The sequence below is a fragment of the Micrococcus terreus genome, assembly GCF_900116905.1.
Classification (GTDB): domain Bacteria; phylum Actinomycetota; class Actinomycetes; order Actinomycetales; family Micrococcaceae; genus Citricoccus; species Citricoccus terreus.
Map to the genome: position 1 here is coordinate 475,456 of NZ_FPCG01000001.1, position 17,561 is coordinate 493,016.

14 protein-coding genes are annotated in these 17,561 nt (G+C 68.0%); 9 read left to right on the forward strand and 5 right to left on the reverse strand.

Translation table 11 applies throughout. The annotated features are described in order from the left end of the window. The first annotated feature begins 83 nt into the window (after nt 1-83). Complete coding sequence (gene secA, locus BM355_RS02165) at nt 84-2,828, forward strand: preprotein translocase subunit SecA (RefSeq protein ID WP_091693589.1); 2,745 nt, start codon at nt 84-86, stop codon at nt 2,826-2,828. A 28-nt stretch (nt 2,829-2,856) separates the two neighbouring features. On the opposite strand, the gene BM355_RS02170 is transcribed toward secA, so the two are convergent. Beyond that, nucleotides 2,857-3,342 carry an Rv3235 family protein gene (locus BM355_RS02170; RefSeq protein ID WP_091693594.1) on the reverse strand — a complete coding sequence of 162 codons (486 nt, stop codon included), beginning with the start codon at nt 3,340-3,342 and terminating at the stop codon, nt 2,857-2,859. A gap of 90 nt (nt 3,343-3,432) precedes the next feature. After that, nucleotides 3,433-4,239 carry a LysM peptidoglycan-binding domain-containing protein gene (locus BM355_RS02175; protein WP_143109389.1) on the reverse strand — a complete coding sequence of 269 codons (807 nt, stop codon included), beginning with the start codon at nt 4,237-4,239 and terminating at the stop codon, nt 3,433-3,435. 226 nt (nt 4,240-4,465) lie between these two features. On the opposite strand from BM355_RS02175, the gene BM355_RS02180 reads away from it, so the two are divergent. After that, nucleotides 4,466-5,029 carry a hypothetical protein gene (locus BM355_RS02180; protein WP_091693602.1) on the forward strand — a complete coding sequence of 188 codons (564 nt, stop codon included), beginning with the start codon at nt 4,466-4,468 and terminating at the stop codon, nt 5,027-5,029. Here BM355_RS02180 and BM355_RS02185 read toward each other — a convergent pair. Next, the gene (locus tag BM355_RS02185; RefSeq protein ID WP_091693605.1) at nt 5,011-5,250 is read right to left on the reverse strand and encodes a helix-turn-helix domain-containing protein; all 240 of its coding nucleotides are present in this window, start codon (nt 5,248-5,250) and stop codon (nt 5,011-5,013) included. The genes BM355_RS02180 and BM355_RS02185 overlap by 19 nt on opposite strands. A 258-nt stretch (nt 5,251-5,508) precedes the next feature. Between BM355_RS02185 and BM355_RS02190 the strand changes: the two genes are divergently transcribed. From BM355_RS02190 to BM355_RS02205, 4 genes are all read left to right on the forward strand, one after another. Next, the gene (locus BM355_RS02190; protein WP_091693610.1) at nt 5,509-6,153 is read left to right on the forward strand and encodes a CpaB family protein; all 645 of its coding nucleotides are present in this window, start codon (nt 5,509-5,511) and stop codon (nt 6,151-6,153) included. Beyond that, the gene (locus tag BM355_RS02195; RefSeq protein WP_091693615.1) at nt 6,153-7,757 is read left to right on the forward strand and encodes a CpaE/TadZ family protein; all 1,605 of its coding nucleotides are present in this window, start codon (nt 6,153-6,155) and stop codon (nt 7,755-7,757) included. Before BM355_RS02190 ends, BM355_RS02195 begins: the two co-directional genes overlap by 1 nt. A 167-nt stretch (nt 7,758-7,924) precedes the next feature. Beyond that, nucleotides 7,925-12,826, forward strand: coding sequence for an NAD-glutamate dehydrogenase (locus BM355_RS02200; protein WP_091693619.1), 4,902 nt, complete (start codon nt 7,925-7,927; stop codon nt 12,824-12,826). A gap of 62 nt (nt 12,827-12,888) precedes the next feature. Then, entirely contained in the window at nt 12,889-14,421 is a 1,533-nt protein-coding gene (locus BM355_RS02205) for a sensor histidine kinase (RefSeq protein ID WP_091693622.1), read from the forward strand. 86 nt (nt 14,422-14,507) lie between these two features. On the opposite strand, the gene BM355_RS02210 is transcribed toward BM355_RS02205, so the two are convergent. Continuing rightward, nucleotides 14,508-14,756 carry a WhiB family transcriptional regulator gene (locus BM355_RS02210; protein WP_091693624.1) on the reverse strand — a complete coding sequence of 83 codons (249 nt, stop codon included), beginning with the start codon at nt 14,754-14,756 and terminating at the stop codon, nt 14,508-14,510. Nucleotides 14,757-15,066: 310 nt separating this feature from the next. Here BM355_RS02210 and BM355_RS02215 point away from each other — a divergent pair, with 310 nt between their 5' ends. Beyond that, entirely contained in the window at nt 15,067-15,474 is a 408-nt protein-coding gene (locus tag BM355_RS02215; protein WP_143109390.1) for a hypothetical protein, read from the forward strand. Nucleotides 15,475-15,478: 4 nt separating this feature from the next. Here the strand turns inward: BM355_RS02215 and BM355_RS02220 are convergent, their stop codons facing one another. After that, a complete protein-coding gene (locus BM355_RS02220; protein ID WP_091693631.1) occupies nt 15,479-15,856 on the reverse strand; it encodes a DUF1844 domain-containing protein in 378 nt (125 codons plus the stop codon). A 361-nt stretch (nt 15,857-16,217) separates the two neighbouring features. On the opposite strand from BM355_RS02220, the gene infC reads away from it, so the two are divergent. Together infC and rpmI are read left to right on the forward strand one after the other, a co-directional pair. Then, nucleotides 16,218-17,177, forward strand: coding sequence for a translation initiation factor IF-3 (infC, locus tag BM355_RS02225; RefSeq protein WP_245760532.1), 960 nt, complete (start codon nt 16,218-16,220; stop codon nt 17,175-17,177). Nucleotides 17,178-17,299: 122 nt separating this feature from the next. Continuing rightward, entirely contained in the window at nt 17,300-17,494 is a 195-nt protein-coding gene (rpmI, locus tag BM355_RS02230; RefSeq protein WP_091693638.1) for a 50S ribosomal protein L35, read from the forward strand. Nucleotides 17,495-17,561: the final 67 nt, after the last annotated feature.

Below are 17,561 nucleotides of genomic sequence, written 5' to 3' on the forward strand. Positions count from 1 at the left end.
CGGACCCACGGCGTCGGGACGATCTACGACGAGCACTAAGAACGCCGGCATGCCGGTTCGCAGGCGACAGGGAGTCGACACACGTGGCATCTTTCATCGAGCGCATCCTCAAGACCGGGGACAAGAAGATCCTCAAGCAGTTGAGGGGGCTCGCAGACGCCATCAATGTCCTGGAGGACGAGTACCGGGAGCTCACCGACGCCGACCTGCGCGCCGAGACGGACCGCTACAGGGAGCGGGCTGCCGACGGCGAGAGCCTGGACTCGCTGCTTCCGGAGGCCTTCGCCGCTGTGCGAGAGGCCGCTGGTCGCACCCTGGGCCAGCGCCACTACGACGTCCAGATGATGGGTGGTGCCGCCCTGCACCTGGGCAACATCGCCGAGATGAAGACCGGTGAGGGCAAGACCCTGGTGGCCACCGCCCCGGCCTACCTGAACGCTCTCACCGGCAAGGGCGTGCACGTGATCACTGTGAACGACTACCTGGCCAGCTACCAGTCGGACCTGATGGGCCGTGTCTTCCGGTTCCTGGGCATGGAGACCGGGTGCATCCTCTCCAACCAGGACCCGGCCGAGCGGCGCCTGCAGTACGCCGCGGACATCACCTACGGCACGAACAACGAGTTCGGGTTCGACTACCTGCGGGACAACATGGCCTGGTCGCTGGACGAGCTGGTCCAGCGAGGCCACCACTTCGCGATCGTCGATGAGGTCGACTCCATCCTGATCGATGAGGCACGCACCCCGCTGATCATCTCCGGACCTTCTCAGGGCGATGCCAATCGCTGGTACACCGTCTTCTCCGGACTGGTCCCGCGCCTGACCAAGGACACCGACTATGAGGTCGACGAGAAGAAGAAGACCATCGGTGTGCTCGAGCCCGGGATCGAGAAGATCGAGGACTGGCTGGGCATCACCAACCTGTACGAGTCCGCGAACACCCCGCTGATCCAGTTCCTCAACAACGCCATCAAGGCCAAGGAGCTGTTCAAGAAGGACAAGGACTACGTCGTGATGGACGGCGAGGTCATGATCGTGGACGAGCACACCGGTCGCGTGCTGGCCGGACGCCGCTACAACGAGGGCATGCACCAGGCCATCGAGGCCAAGGAGGGCGTGCAGATCAAGGCCGAGAACCAGACCCTGGCCACGGTCACCCTGCAGAACTACTTCCGCCTCTACGACAAGCTCTCCGGCATGACCGGCACGGCCGAGACCGAGGCCGCCGAGTTCATGAGCACCTACAAGCTCGGTGTGGTGCCGATCCCCACGAACAAGGGCGTGCACCGCATCGACAAGACGGACCTGATCTACAAGAACGAGGTCGCCAAGTTCGACGCCGTGGTCGAGGACATCGTCGAACGGCACGAAGCCGGACAGCCCGTCCTGGTGGGCACCACCTCGGTGGAGAAGTCCGAGTACCTCTCCAAGCTGCTGGCCAAGGCTGGTGTGCGCCACGAGGTGCTCAACGCCAAGAACCACGCTCGTGAGGCGGCCATCGTCGCCCAGGCCGGCCGCAAGGGTGCGGTCACCGTGGCCACGAACATGGCCGGCCGCGGCACCGACATCATGCTCGGCGGCAACGCAGAGTTCGATGCCGTGGCCGAGATGCAGCGTCGTGGGCTGGACCCCGAGGAGAACGCGGAGCAGTACGAACAGGTCTGGCCGGAGGTGCTGGAGGCGGCCAAAGCAGCCGTGAGGAAGGAGCACGACGAGGTCCGTGAACTGGGCGGACTGTACGTGCTGGGCACCGAGCGGCATGAGTCGCGCCGAATCGACAATCAGCTGCGTGGACGTTCCGGTCGCCAGGGAGACCCGGGGGAGTCCCGGTTCTACCTGTCCTTGACCGATGATCTGATGCGCCTGTTCAATCCGGCGGCGGCCTCCCGGATCATGAACTCCTCCTCGGTGCCTGATGACATGGCGTTGGAGTCGAAGATGGTCTCCTCGGCCATTCAGAACGCACAGTCCCAGGTCGAGTCCCGCAACACCGAGCAGCGCAAGAACGTGTTGAAGTACGACGACGTGATGAACCGCCAGCGCGAGGCGATCTACACGGATCGCCGTCGCATCCTCGAAGGCGACGACCTGCACGAGAAGACTCAGAACTTCCTGGAGGACGCCATCGGGACGATGGTGGATGAGACCACCGCAGTCGGTTCGCCCACGGATTGGGACCTGGAGCAGCTCTGGACCGACTTGAAGCAGATGTATCCGGTGGGCATCGAGATCGACGATGTGCTGGAGGAGTCCGGGGGCCTGGGCCGGCTGAAGCCGGCTGACCTCAAGCGGGAGCTGGTCTCCGACGCCAAGCTGGCCTATGAGGATCGCGAGGCTCAGATCGGTTCGGAGGCCATGCGTGAGCTGGAGCGTCGTGTGGTGCTCTCGGTGATCGGCCGCAAGTGGCAGGACCATCTGCATGAGATGGACTACCTCAAGGAGGGCATCGGTCTTCGCGCCATGGCTCAGCGCGAGCCCCTGGTCGAGTACCAGCGTGAGGGCTACATCATGTTCCAGTCCATGATGGAGGCCATTCGCGAGGAGTCGGTGGGCTATCTGTTCAACCTGGAGGTCCAGGCTCAGCAGCCGGCCACCTCGCTGCCCGGGGTGCAGGACGGCCGTGGGGCCACCATGACCCCGGTGCTGAATGTGAAGGGGCTCGAGGCTCCGCGGCAGCCGGCCACGCTGCGGTTCTCCGCCCCGTCGGACTCCGGCGAGGTGACCACCCAGGTGCGTCGCACCGGTACCGCCGCGGAGAAGGACCAGGAGGGGGCGGCGCCGAACGCGCCGTCCGGCGGCAAGGGACGCGGCAAGCGCAAGCGCCGCTGACGCTCCTGCCGTCGTCCGTCCGGACGGGTCAGCCCATCTCGACAGCGGTGACCTTCCACCGGTCGCGGCGGAGTTCGATGCGCATGGCCAGGGCGCGGACTCGTCCACCGCAGCGCACGGAGGCGCTGGCCTCGAAGACGGTGGGGCTGACCTGGCAGCACCGCGCCTGCAGTGTGCGGGGGGAGGTCTGGGCGGAACGGTCGGTGCGGGTGCGCTCGGCCAGGTCAGCCCGGCGGGCCATCTTGCCGTACGTCTCCAGATCCAGCCATGCCGCCAGCTGACGGGCCGGCCTCAGGCCCCGTTCGGCCTCCACGCAGGCCTGGGCGACGATGCCTGCCAGGCTGCGGATATGCCGTTGCAGCTCGAGTTCTCGTTGCCGCAGTCCCTCCTCGCGCAGTGAGCGGTGCGGGGTGAACTGACCAGTCGGGGTCCGCAGTGCCGACGGAATGACGCCGGGTCCTGGGCCGACGGCGGTGTGAGTGGCCTCGGACGGGGTGGCGGTGGCGATGGTCATGTCTGCTCCTGGAGAGGTCTGGGTGGGGTCGGGGCGGTCGTCGTGTGGGTCATCGGTCGTCATGGTCGGCATCCCTGGATGCATCGGCGGTCAGGTCCACGCCGGGCTGGTCAGCACGGTCCCGGGGACCAGATGATGGGGGTCTGGACCGATGGTCTCGAGGTTGGCCCGGTGCCACGCCCTCCACCGACGGTCGATCTCCAGGTCCGTGGCATGAGGACCCAGCTCTTCGGCGGCGATGTCCCAGAGGCAGTCGCCCTGCCGGACGGTGACCGTGGGGGCGTCCGCGGTGGCGCGGGTCGTGGATCCCAGGGGGCGCGTTTGCGGAGGGGCAGGGGCCCAACCCGGTGACGGAGGCTCCACGGAATCGTCAGGCCCATGAGGCCTCGGGGCGTCCGAGCCCTCTGCAGAGACCAAGACAGGCATCGAAGCGACCTGATGCGTCCACCTCGGCGTGGGCTGCTCGGCCCAGTCTGACTGAGGCGTCTCGCGGACACTGACGGCTGCCGCCCGATCCGTGCCGCCCGTGTCGAGGCTGGGTGCGGCCCAGGCGCCGCCAGCCGTGGCCACCTGGACACCCAGGGCGACCGCCGCCACGCGCCGCAGGAACGCCGGGGAGAGTCGACGGCCCCAGGACGCCAGGACGGAGCTGCGCGCCCGAGTGCCCCCCGCGGCGAGCAGGGCGCCGGCCACAGCCACGATCCACCACAGGGCGATGAGCGCACCGAGCGCAGCCAGTCCTCCTGCCAGCCACTGCTCCACCGTGTGGAGCGGGCTGGCGGTGCGGGCCCCTGCCGTGAGGCCGACTCCAGCCCACCAGAACAACGGCCCTGACAGCGTGCAGAGCACAGTGAGGACCACGTCCTCCGCCCGAAGTCGTGCTGTGTGATCGGTCATCATCGTCACTCCCTCGTCAGGCCGTCCCGTACGGCATGTCCTGCACCATTGCTATCAGTGCACAGCAACCAGTGTCAAGAGACTGGAAAAGATACGAGACAACATCAACTGACATTAAATGACATCAAAGGGTGTGAGCAGGGCAGATCCGAGATTCGCGCCGCAGAGTCGGCTCTCCGGGCAGATCGACAGGCCAGGTGGCCCAGGTGTCTCTAGGATCGAGGTCATGAGGTGGGATGGACTGTTCGCAGATCTGGAGGCACAGCTGGCCCAGGCTGCCTGGCGGGAGACTGAAGCAGAGGCGGCCGAGCTCACCCGTGGGGAGGCGGCGTCGGTGCACCTGGTCGATCGACTGAGAGGTGCCGTGGGGCACCGGCTCGTGCTGCGCCTGGGAGGGGATCTGAGGGTGGAGGTCCAGGTCTCCACTGTGGGGCCAGCGTGGGTCGGAGGGACGGATCACGCCGGTGGCGTCCTGGTGCCCCTGGCCTCGATCCGGAGCGTCGATCACCGTCTCCCGATGGTGGCACCGGAACGGTCGGCCAGCGCCCGGGCCCTGGGAATCGGGGCGGTGTACCGCACCATGGCGCGGGCCAGGGTGCCGCTGGCGATCGTGGGGCAGGACGGACGTCAGCTCACTGAGGGCACGATCGACCGTGTGGGTGCAGACCACCTCGACGTGGCCCTGCACGCCCGCGACGAACTGCGTCGACGGCAGGCTGTGCGCGGTGTGTGCGTCGTGGCTTTCGACGCCATCGGCTACGTCCGGTCAGCTCAGGCGTCCGAGCTCTGATCGACCGGGGTCTTCTCGGCAGCACGGGACCGCGCCTTGTCCTGCTGCTCATGGTGCTTCTGCTCGATGAACTCGTCGAAGCGCACCTGATCCACGCGCCATTGTCCGCGCCCGCCGATCTGGATCGCCGGGAGTTCACCGCTGCGGACGAGAGCCCGGGTCTGGGCCATGGAGATCTGCAGGGTCTCGGCGACATCGGTCAGGGTGAGGAAGCGGGGCATCGGTCCTCCATCGTGCAGTGGCAGTGAGCCCGGGTGCCGGTCCCCAGGTCGTATCTGATGGTTCCATTCTCGCATCTGCGCGGCCCATCGCCGCCGCGTTGTCCACAGTCAAGCCTGCGGGGCCGCATTCCCACCTCGGAACTGATTAGGCTGGACCGGCGTCCTGAGGGGGCGTGAAGTCCACTTGACGACATGGTCGAAGCTGCGCATGGGCGGGTAGGGATCCCTGCTCCATGGGCTGACGACGAGGAGGTGCCCATGGAGGCGAAGAACGACGAGACGCCGCGACTGCGCAGACCGAGCTGGAAGGACCCGCGCCTGGTGGCCGGAATTCTCCTGGTGGTGCTCTCTGTGGTCGGCGTGGTGATGCTGGTCAGGTCAGTCGACCATTCAGTGGGATACTGGGTCGCCTCCCAGGACCTGGTCCCGGGGCGGGAGATCACCCAGGACCAGCTCACCGTGGTCCAGGCCCAACTGGGTGACGCCGCGGGTCTGTACCTCCGTGCTGACGAGCCCGCTCCCGTCGGCTCGGTGGTCCAGGGAGCAGTGCGACGCGGTGAACTGCTGCCCTCGGAGACGGTGGCCGAGGTCGACCCGGCCGGACGTCAGCCGGTCGCCGTCTCGCTGCAGGACCCTCTGCCAGCGGGTGTGGAGCCTGGCGATCGGGTGGATCTGTGGATCGCAGAGGCGGTCCAGAACCAGGAGTACTCCACGCCGGTGCTGGTGGCGGAGTCCGCTGAACTGGCCGAGGTCGGCGAGTCCAGTGGAGCATTCGGAGCCAGCACCAACATCGTCGTACAGATCCTGCTGGGCCCGGAGCAGCTGCCCACCGTGCTGGAGGCCAAGGCCAACGGTGCGAAGATCAGCGTGGTGCCCTCCGTGGGCGCAGGGACGGCGGGCTGATGCGCCACGTCCCTGTCGCGACGACGGTGTCGCCGGAACACGACCATGTCACGGCGTTGGAGCAGCTGCGGGGTCCGGTGACGGTCATCCGGCGCTGTGAGTCCTTGGCTGAGCTCGTCTCGGTCGCGCGTGCCGGACTGGCCGAGGCCGTGCTCGTGGCTGGCGATGTCGACCTGCTGACCCTGACCTTCCTGGAGAGCCTGGACGCCGGAACACATCGTCCGATAGCGGTGGTGGCCCTGGCCCCGAGCCCAGCCGAACGTGACCGGCTGGCGGGCTTGGGGGTGCCGGTGTTGGCCTCCGACGCGCCTGCCCAGGAAGTGGCCGATCTCGTCATCGAGTCGGTGGAGCAGACCCGCGCCACGGGATCGGCTCGTTGGCGACCGGCCACGGCAAGGGACTCGAGCGTCTCCCGGGAGATCGCACATCTGGAACGGCAGCTGTCCTCCGATCCGGTGGCAGACGAGGAGTCGGACCAGGCCCTCGTCAACGATGATCACGGGGCGACAGAGGAGGCCTCCTCGTCGTGTGAACGGCTGAGCGTGGGACCTGCCGCCCTCTTCTCGGGCGGCACCAGCCAGACGGCGTCTGTCAGTCAGGCAGTCAGGGAGTCGACCGCGGCGCCGGGAAGGGGCGACGGCGACGGCCCAGAGTCCCTGGCTGATGCAGATCAGAGCCATTCCGGCCCGGGGGACGGGCGCAGCACAGTCTGGCGACGCCTGCTGAACCGTCGCCGTTCCTCCAACGCTGAGTCGACCGAGAGCGCTGGACCGGACGGAACGGAGACCCAGGGCGGGGAGGGGAGCGGCCCTCGCATCACCACGGTCTGGGGTCCGGCCGGCAGCCCGGGACGCACCACGGTGGCGGTGAACCTGGCCGTGGAGATGGTGATGGAGGGACGGTCCACACTGCTGATCGATCTGGACACCTACGCGTCCGCGGCGGCCGTGCACCTGGGTCTGCTGGAGGAGACCGCAGGCATCGCCCGGGCCTGTCATGCCGCAGACCAGGGAACACTGAGTGGGGCGTCCCTGCGTCGCGCAGCCGCTACAGCACGCGTGGCCGGGGGAGCACTGGACGTGCTGACGGGCCTGACCCGAGCAGACCGATGGCCGGAGCTGCGCCGTCCTGCCGTGGAGACCGTCCTGGAGATCGCCAGACAGGAATGGCAGGAGATCGTGGTCGACGTCGGATTCTGTCTGGAAGAGGACGAGGAGCTCAGCTTCGACGTCCCGGCCCCTCAGCGCAACGCCGCGACCCGCGTGGGCGTCATGGCCGCCGACCGCATCCTGGCGGTCGGCACCGGTGACCCGGTCGGCCTGCCCCGCCTGATCCGAGGGCTGGACGAACTGGAGTCCACGGGCACCACAGCGGTGATCGAGGTGGTGCTCAACCAGATCCGTGCCGATTCCTCCGGAGTCGCCCCTCAGGCCCAGGTCCGGGCGGTCTGGGAGCGGTTCGGACCGGAGCGCGAGATCGCCGGGTTCCTGCCCTGGGACCGGAAGTCCCTGGACCGTGCCCTGCTGGGCGGACAAGTGCTCGCCGAGGCTGCCCCGAACAGTGCGCTGCGCAAGGCTCTGAGCCGCTGGGCCACCCCGGCCTGAGGCTGGACGTCTGCCCACCGACACACCCTCGGCACTGTGCATCTGTCAGTTCGCACCCCTGGGGGCCGGTCGATAGTGTGTCCCCCAGAGGCAACGGCGCCTCACCCGGGCAGAAGCCACCGCTGAGTCCGGGCTTCGTGTTGCTATGGAAGAGGTCACCACCCGACATGTCAGCATCGACACCCCTGTGGACCGATCAGCCCGCATCTTCCTCGCGAGGACTGACCGCTCTGACGGAGGCCTACTTCCAACACGTCTCGGACACCGACCTGGCCGAGGTCGACGACGACCTGCGTCGCGCCCTGGTGGAGGGTCAGCTGGAGCTGGCCGCAGAACGTCCTCACGGTGAGGCCGCCGTGCGGGTGAGCTCCAGTCGGTCCCGCGGTCTGGTGCAGATCGTCAACGAGGACATGCCCTTCCTGGTGGACTCGGTGATCGGTGAACTCACCCGGCAGGGACACTCCATCGGCCTGGTGGCCCATCCTGTCGTCATCGCCCACCGCGACACCGACGGTGGAACCCTCCGAGCGGTCCATGCGGTCCCCTCGCGTCAGGGGATGGCCAGCGGCGACACCACCGCCTCGCTCACCGACCTCGGCCCCCTGATGGCCTCCTCCGGACAGCGTGCCGGGGTGGAGTCGTGGATCGGGATCCAGACCACGGACGCGCTCACCGACGAGCAGGCGCGGGAGCTGACCGAGGGCATCTCCCGTGCGCTGCACGATGTCCGCGCAGCGGTGAAGGACTGGGACTCCATGCGTGCCTCGGCCATCACCGCGGCCCACACCCTGGTCCAGAACGCTCCGCAGAACGTCAAGGGCGTGCGTGCCAGCGCCGAGCTGCTGGAGTGGATGCAGGCCGGGCACTTCACGTTCACCGGCTACCGCCAGTACACGCTGCAGCACGGGGACAACGGACAGGTCCTGGTGCCGGTCGAAGGGACCGGACTGGGCATCCTGCGCGCCGAGGACCACCGCCCGCCAGCACCCCTGTCCACGGCCGGACGCAACCAGATCGAGGCGCCCTCGCCGCTGGTGATCACCAAGGCGAACTCCCGCTCACGGATCCATCGACCGGTCTACCTGGACTATGTGGCCGTCAAGACCTACGGCGAGAACGGAAGGGTCACCGGCGAGCACCGATTCCTCGGGCTGTGGGACGCCAGGGCCTACACCACCCCGGTCGGAGACATCCCGCTGGTGCGGGACAAGGCCCAGGCCGTGATGGAGCTGGCCGGCTTCCCTCAGGACTCGCACTCCGGTGCCGAGCTGCAGCAGATCCTCGAGACGTATCCGCGCGATGAGATGTTCCAGATCGGTGTCGAGGAGCTCTGGGACATCTGTCGGCAGATCCTGCAGCTCCAGGAACGGCGTCGGACCCGTCTGTTCCTGCGCCCCGACGTGTTCGGCCGGTTCATGAACGCCCTGGTCTTCCTGCCCCGAGACCGCTACAACACCTCGGTCCGCGGCCGGATCCAGGACCTGCTGATGGAGGCGCTGGAGGGGGAGTCGATCGACTTCCAGGTGCGCCTGACCGAATCCGTCCTGGCCCGGCTGACGTTCCGTATCCGCATGCCCAGACACCGTGAGATGGGGCCGGCCGTGGATGCGGCGGCCCTGGAGGCCCGTCTGGTCAACACGGTCCGGTCCTGGAAGGAGGGCGTGGACCAGCAGGCTGTGGTCGCCTTCGGCGAGGACTCCGGACTGGAGCAGGCCAAGCTCTGGGATGAGGCGTTCCCGGCCGAGTACCGGGTCGCCTACGAGATCGACGACGCCCTCCAGGACATCACCCGGTTCAACGCCCTGCCCGGTGACGGCACACCGGATGTGCATCTGGACCCGAGCGCGCCGGAGGAGGACGAGGCTCGTACGGCCCGGCTGAAGCTCTACTCCGATCGTCCGAGGACCCTCACCGAGATCCTGCCGGTCCTGCAGAACCTCGGGCTGGAGGTGCTGGACGAACGGCCCTACGAGATCACGCCCGACGACGGCCGGCGCTTCTACCTCTACGATCTCGGTCTGCGCTTCCCGCAGGGGCAGGATCCCGAGCAGGTCTCCGATCTGCTGGCCGATGCCGTCACCTCGGTGGCCATCGACGCCACGGAGTCGGATGCCTTCGACCGGTTGATCCTCAGCGTGGGGCTGCCGGTGCGGATGGTGGCCATGCTGCGCGGCTATGCCAAGTACCTGCGTCAGCTGGGAGTGGCCAACTCCTTCGGGTTCATGGCCGCCGCCCTGGCCGATAACCCGGAGGTGACCTCCGGGCTGGTCGGGTACTTCCAGGCACGGTTCGACCCACACCTGGACCAGGCCGACGACGACGGCCCTGTCGCCGGGGAGGCCCGGATCGCCGAGGCGGAACGTCGCCGGGAGGCGGTGGAACTGGCCTTGGAGAAGGTGCCCACCTTGGACGCGGACCGCGTGCTGCGGGCGTTCTTGACCGTCATCTCCGCCACCGAGCGCACCAACTTCTACCAGGGGCATGAGCGGCTCAGCGTCAAGCTCGCACCACAGCGGATCCCCTTCGCCCCGGAGCCACGACCCGCCCACGAGATCTGGGTCTACTCCCCGGAGGTGGAAGGCACGCACCTGCGCTTCGGATCCGTCGCCCGCGGAGGACTGCGCTGGTCGGACCGCCGAGAGGACTTCCGCACCGAGGTGCTGGGACTGGTCAAGGCCCAGCAGGTCAAGAACGCGGTGATCGTCCCCACCGGCGCCAAGGGTGGGTTCTTCGCCAAACGTCTGCCGGATCCTGCGGCGGACCGCGGCGCCTGGATGGAGGCCGGCCAGGAGGCCTACCGCACCTTCATCCGCGGCCTGCTGGACATCACCGACAACCAGCGCATCACGGCCTCCGGCACGGAGTACACCACGCGTGATCAGGTGATCCGCCATGATGGTCCCGATGCCTACCTGGTGGTTGCCGCGGACAAGGGCACGGCCTCGTTCTCGGACATCGCCAATGAGATCTCTGCCGACTACGGACACTGGCTCGGGGACGCCTTCGCCTCCGGCGGGTCGGTCGGATACGACCACAAGGCGATGGGCATCACCGCCCGGGGCGCCTGGGAGTCGGTCAAGAGCCACTTCGCCTCCTTGGGCCGAGACACCCAGTCGGAGGACTTCACCGTGGTGGGCATCGGTGACATGTCCGGTGACGTCTTCGGCAACGGCATGCTGCGCTCTGAGCACATCCGTCTGGTGGCGGCCTTCAACCATCTGCACGTCTTCATCGACCCCGATCCGGACCCGTCCACGTCCTTCGCTGAGCGGAAGCGGCTCTTCGAGCTTCCCCGATCCTCATGGTCGGACTACGACGAGTCGCTGATCAGCGAGGGTGGCGGGGTCTTCGACCGCCAGGCCAAGTCGATCCGGCTGACCGATCAGATCCGCACCCTGCTGGGTCTGCCGGACGGGACGGACTCCCTGGCGCCGAACGAGCTGGTGCAGGCGATCCTGCGGGCCGATGTGGATCTGCTCTACAACGGCGGCATCGGCACCTACATCAAGGCGGCCGAGGAGACCCACGCCGAGGTCGGGGATCGGGCCAACAACGCGGTGCGGGTCGACGGCGGCGAACTGCGGGCCACCGTGGTGGGCGAGGGCGGCAACCTGGGCATGACCCAGCGTGGACGGATCGAGGCCGCGCTGAACGGCGTGCTGCTCAACACCGATGCCATCGACAACTCCGCCGGGGTGGACTGCTCGGACCATGAGGTCAACATCAAGATCCTGGTGGATCAGCTGGTCGAGACCGGCCAGCTCCCCGCGCAGGAGCGGACCGAGCTGCTGGAGTCGATGACCGACGAGGTCGCGCACCTGGTCCTGGAGACCAACATCGATCAGAACATCCTGTTGCGCAATGACGCCCAGCGAGTGGCCGAGTGGCTGCCCAGCTTCGAGCGGCACATGGACTGGCTGGTCCAGCACGCCGGGTTGGACCGGGACCTGGAGTTCCTGCCCGGCGAGTCGGTCCTGGCCCAGCGCCAGCAGGAGGGGACGAACCTGACGACGCCCGAGCTGGCGGTGTTGGCGGCCTACGCCAAGATCAACCTCTCCGAACAGCTCCTCGAGACGGATCTGCCCGATGACCCGTGGTTCGAGTCCCGGCTGCAGCAGTACTTCCCGGAACCGCTGCGCGAGCGGTTCGCCGAGACCATCAGCCAGCATCCGCTGCGTCGCCAGATCATCGCCACGCTGGTGGCCAATGACGTGGTCAACACCGCCGGCATCACCTTCGTGTTCCGTGCGGGAGAGGAGACCAGTGCGCCCGTGGAGCAGATCGTGGCGGCCTACGCCGCGGTCAAGGAGATCTTCGACATCGGCGGGTTCACCGACCAGATGCGCGAGGTCCCGGCCACTGTGGCGGGCGAGGTCAAGGCCCGCACGCACCTGGACGCTCGTCGACTGCTGGACCGCGCGGTGCGCTGGTTCATCCATCACCGTGCTGATCTCACCCGGATCGGGGACGAGGTCGAGGTGTTCGCCGAGCACGTCCAGGCGATGACCGAGCGGCTCTCGGATCTGCTGACAGGTCAGGACGCCGAACGGTTCCAGTCCTGGTATCAGGAGGCCCTGGAGGACGGGCTGCCCGAACCGCTTGCGCGTCGACGGGCCGGTCAGTTCGAGTCCTACGGTCTGCTGGATGTGGTGCTTCTGGCCCGGCAGTCCGGGCACGAGCTGCAGGAGGTCGCCGAGGTCTACTTCAACCTCTACGCCTGCTTCGGCATCGATGACCTGCTCGAGCGCATCACGGCCCTCTCCCGGGAGGACCGGTGGCAGGCCCTGGCCCGCGCCGCCCTGCGGGAGGACCTCTACGCCCTGCTGGCGGACGTCGTCGCCGCGGTCCTGGACACGGATCCGGAGGAGCAGACCACGACGACGGCCGGCACCGCTGACGCCACGGCTCGGTTGGATGCCTGGTACCGGAACAATGAGTCTCGCCTGGCACGGGCGCGCGGTTTCCTGGAGGAGATGGAGCGTTCCGATGCAGAGGACGACATCGCCACCATGACGGTGGCCCTGCGCCAGATGCGCGCCATCACCTCACGCCAGAGTGGGCGCGACTGACCCCTCTCGACGGGCCCAGCTCTAGCCACGGACGCTCAGGTCGCCGCGGGTAGGCTGGGCCCATGGCGTTGCACACCGAACCCCTGGTGGGGCATCCCGCCCTGCAGGACGGTGACGTCGAATGGCTCCACCTGGTGGTGGGGGACTGGCAGCTGGTGGCGGATCTGGCCTTCGCCGATCTGGTCCTGTGGTTCCCCGTGGACGCGGCATCATCCCCTGCAGGCTCCGGTGACCGAAGCTTCGTGGCCTTGGCCCAGGCCCGTCCCCCGACCTCGCAGACCTCGCTGCACCGGGACATCGTGGGCAGCCGGGTGCGTGCCGACCTCCGGTCCCTGGTGGACCAGGCCTGGTCCACGGGCGAACCGCAGTGGACCGCGCCCAGTGCCTTCGCCCCGGACAGTGCCATGCGCGTCTCGGTCTGGCCCGTGCAGCACCGCGGTCGGACCATCGCGGTGATCACGGTGCATCAGGACCTGACCGGCCACCGGACCCCGTCGCGGTTGGAGCTGACCTATCGCCGCAGCGCCAAGGATCTGCTGGGCATGGCGGCCAGAGGGCACTGGCCGGATCCGCAGAACCATGTGGGCAGCAGCCACCGAGGGATGCCGCGGGTGGGTGACGGACTGCTGAGGCTGGACACCCAGGGGGTGGTCGAATTCGCCACACCCAATGCGGTCTCAGCCTTCAGGCGATTGGGGTATGACGACTCCCTGGAGGGGAAGTCGCTGGCCCGCATCGTCACCGATCTCCAGGACCAGCGTCGGCCCCTGGACGAGTCGTTGCCCCTCGTGCTGACGGGCAAGGCCACTGCCCGCGCCGATGTGGAGATCCGGTCGGTCAATGTCACGCTGCGCTCCGTGCCGTTGCGGGATGAACAGGGGCGCGCGGGAGCGATCGTGCTGCTGCGCGATGTCACCGAGCTGCGTCGCCGGGAGCAGCAGCTGGTCAGCAAGGACGCCACGATCCGGGAGATCCACCACCGGGTGAAGAACAACCTGCAGACGGTGGCGGCACTGCTGCGCATGCAGTCCCGGAGGATGAGTTCGCCCGAGGCTCGACAGGGACTCGAGCAGGCGATGCGACGGGTGGGAACGATCGCCCTGGTCCACGAGACCCTGTCCCAGGGGCTGGATCAGCAGGTGGACATGGATGCCCTGATCGGACGCCAGTTCCGGTTGGCGGTGGAGATCTCAGGTGACCAGCCTCAGGCGGAGGTCCACACACGCTTCGACGGAGGATTCGGCCAGCTGCACAGTGACCTGGCCACCCCGCTGGCGCTGGTGATCAACGAACTGGCCGCCAACGCGATCGAGCACGGACTGGCCGGGGCTCCTGGCGAGATCGGCCTGCGTGCGGAACGCCGCCAGGTGGGAGGGAACGAGACACTGCGGGTGGTGCTGTGGGATTCCGGCGGCACAGGACCGGCACCGGCCGTCAAGGACGGAGGGATGCCAGGAAGCGGCACGGGCCTCGGGCTGAAGATCGTGCACACCCTGGTGGAGGTCGACCTGCAGGGCACCATCGACTGGGCGCCTCGTGCCGGCGGTGGCACTGAGGTCACGCTGGATCTGCCCGTGGATGCGGCCCTGAGCTGAACCGATCCCTGAACGCCGTCGTCCCCGGCCTCCCTCGCGGAACGAGGGGGACCGGGGACGATCAGATCTGGTCGGTGAGCTGGAGATCAGGAAGCGCGGCGGGCGCGAGCGGCGCGGCGCTTCAGTGCGCGACGCTCGTCCTCGCTCATGCCTCCCCACACACCCGAGTCCTGGCCGGACTCGATGGCCCACTGCAGGCAGGTGTCGATGACCTCGCAGGTGCGGCACACGGCCTTCGCCTCCTCGATCTGGAGCAGGGCCGGCCCCGTGTTCCCCACCGGGAAGAACAGCTCCGGGTCCTTGTCCAGGCAGGCTGCGCGGCTACGCCAATCCATGCTGTCGGTTCACTCCTTCACAGCCGCTGCACCAGTGGTGCAGCGGCTCTATACTGGCCGAACGAGGTCACGGTCCCCTCTGGTGGAAGGACCGTGCGGGACACCCGGGGTTCCCTGTTCAGCCGATGGCAACAGAAAGGGGGCCGAGCGACGACCCCCGCAGAACAATCTCGAGTTAGTTTTCCACGGTCTGCCCGGCGCCACAAGGGTCTGATGTGTCCAAAGTGCGCTTTGAGCTGAGGGATTGGTCACATGCGCGAACTGTGACAAGCCCTCAACGTTGACCGCCGCACCAGCGAAAGGACCTGTTGTGCCCGCTTCGACCCCTGCTGTGGGATTGCGTCACCCGCTGGTGGTGGCGGCCGTCCTCGTGCTGTTCCTGCAGGCGGCCGCCGTGCTGTGGACGGCGGTGCGGTTCGCCCGTGACCTGGGCACGGGAGTGGCTCTGAACCTGGGCGGCCAGATCTTCCTCGTGGTGCTGGTGGCCCTGGGTGGGGTGTGGCTCGTGGCCGTCGCGATCGGCGTGTGGAGAGGTGGGGCCTGGAGCCGCTCGGCGGCCACCGTGGTGGAGCTGTTCGCGGTGATCCTCTCGGTCAGCTACCTCTCTGCCGGGAACTGGCTGATCGCGGCGGCCTTCCTGGTGCCGGCCGCTGCGGTGCTGGTGATGCTCTTCAGCGCCCCGGTCGGGCAGCACCTCTCCGGCGCTGCCCAACGCTGATGGATCAGTTGACGGGGCCGGTGTACTTCTCGCCCGGCCCCTTGCCGGGGGCGTCGGGGTAGGGGGAGGCCTCGCGGAAGGCCAGCTGCAGGCTGCGCAGCCCGTCACGCAGCGGGCCGGCGTGCTGGCTGCCCACTTCGGGCGCGGCGGCGGTCACCAGGCCGGCCAGGGCGATGATCAGCTTGCGGGCCTCATCCAGGTCCTTCTGCTCCTCGGCGTCCGGTCCCTCGGAGAGTCCGCACTTCACGGCGGCGGCGGACATCAGGTGCACGGCGGTGGTGACGATCACCTCGACGGCGGGGACCTCCTGGATGTCGCGGACCCGGTCCTCCACGGCCTCGCGGACCTCGTCTGGCGTGTGATTCTGCTGTGCGTCAGTCATGCTGGTAAGCTTCTCACAGACCAATCGGTCCACTGTGCACGTCCACGCCTCGGCGAGGGCTAGCTCTTGTGGTCTGATCTCTGAAAGTGGAGGCCACTCCCACCCGCGTCAGCAGCATGTCCGGTTCTCCGGGCCGAGTTGCCGGGTCACCGGTCAGGGTACGCTTCGGCGGATCCTGGATCGATGGGTCTGAGGGCACCAATGCCGTCGGCCGAGGCCTCCGTCTGCTCAGCACGGGGGCCTTTTCTGATGGCTCGTGTGCAGGCATGAGGAGTCGCGCGGGGACCGCGACCTCCGTCCACCGTCACCGATGTACAGGAGTTGCACGATTAGCGAGCCAAGAATCAACGAACGGATCCGCGTGCCCGAGGTGCGCCTGGTCGGCCCTCAGGGCGAGCAGGTGGGGATCGTGCGCATCGAGGATGCGCTGCGTCTGGCAGCCGAGGCCGACCTGGACCTGGTTGAGGTGGCGCCGGCGGCCAAGCCGCCCGTGTGCAAGCTCATGGACTTCGGCAAGTGGAAGTACGAGGCTGCGGTCAAGGCCCGTGAGGCCCGCAAGAACCAGACCAACACGGTGCTGAAGGAAGTCCGCTTCCGCCTCAAGATCGACACCCATGACTACGAGACCAAGGTCGGCCACGCCCGCAAGTTCTTGGGCGCAGGCGACAAGGTCAAGGCCATGATCCAGTTCCGTGGCCGCGAGCAGCAGCGCCCTGAGCTGGGCATCCGCCTGCTGGAGAAGTTCGCGCAGGACGTCGCCGACCTTGGGTCGGTGGAGTCCACGCCCCGCCAGGACGGCCGCAACATGGTCATGGTGGTCGGTCCGCTGAAGAACAAGGCTGAGGCCATGCGTGAAGCACGCAAGGGCCAGTCCAAGCCGGAGCGCTCCGGCGGTTCTCGTCGGGAGATCGCAGCCCGTGAGGCCAAGTCCAAGGTCGCCGCTGACACGTCGTCGGGGCCGCTCTCCAGCTCGATGTCCGACGCCATGCCGGAGGAGCTGAAGAAGCTGGCCCAGGAGCCTCAAGCCCCGGCCGAGGCGCCGAAGGCAGAGGCACCCCAGACCGAGGCTGCGCCGACGGAGCAGCCTGTAGCGCCGAAGGCTCCCGCCAAGGCTCCCGCCAAGGCTCCCGCCAAGGCTCCCGCCAAGGCTGCGCCCAAGGCTCCCGCCAAGCCCGCTGCGGCGTCGCCTGCCAAGCCGGCTGCGGCGTCGTCGGGAACGGCCAAGCCTGCAGCACCCAAGCCGGGATCGGCACCCAAGCCTGCGGCGCCGAAGCCGGGAGCTCCCAAGCCGGGAGCACCCAAGCCCGGCGGCCGCAAGTAGCCCACCAGCTCGGGCCGGAGACGGCCCACACCGTCTGACCGTGACCGGACCTCGTCCGGACAGGGTCCACACAGCACTGGCCTCCCATCGGAGGCCGGCCGACACGAAGGAGAACGGCAGCCATGCCGAAGATGAAGACCCACAGCGGTGCCAAGAAGCGCTTCCGCGTCACCGGCTCCGGCAAGCTGATGCGTCAGCAGGCCAACCGTCGTCACTACCTGGAGCACAAGCCCTCCACGCTGACCCGCCGTCTGGCCAGCGATCAGCTGGTCGCCAAGTCCAGCGTCAAGACCATCAAGAGGATGCTGGGCATCTGATCGCCCGCGGCCTCGGCCGCATCCAGACCAGCCAGCCCGCTGACGCAGAAGCACTGACGCAGCAGGG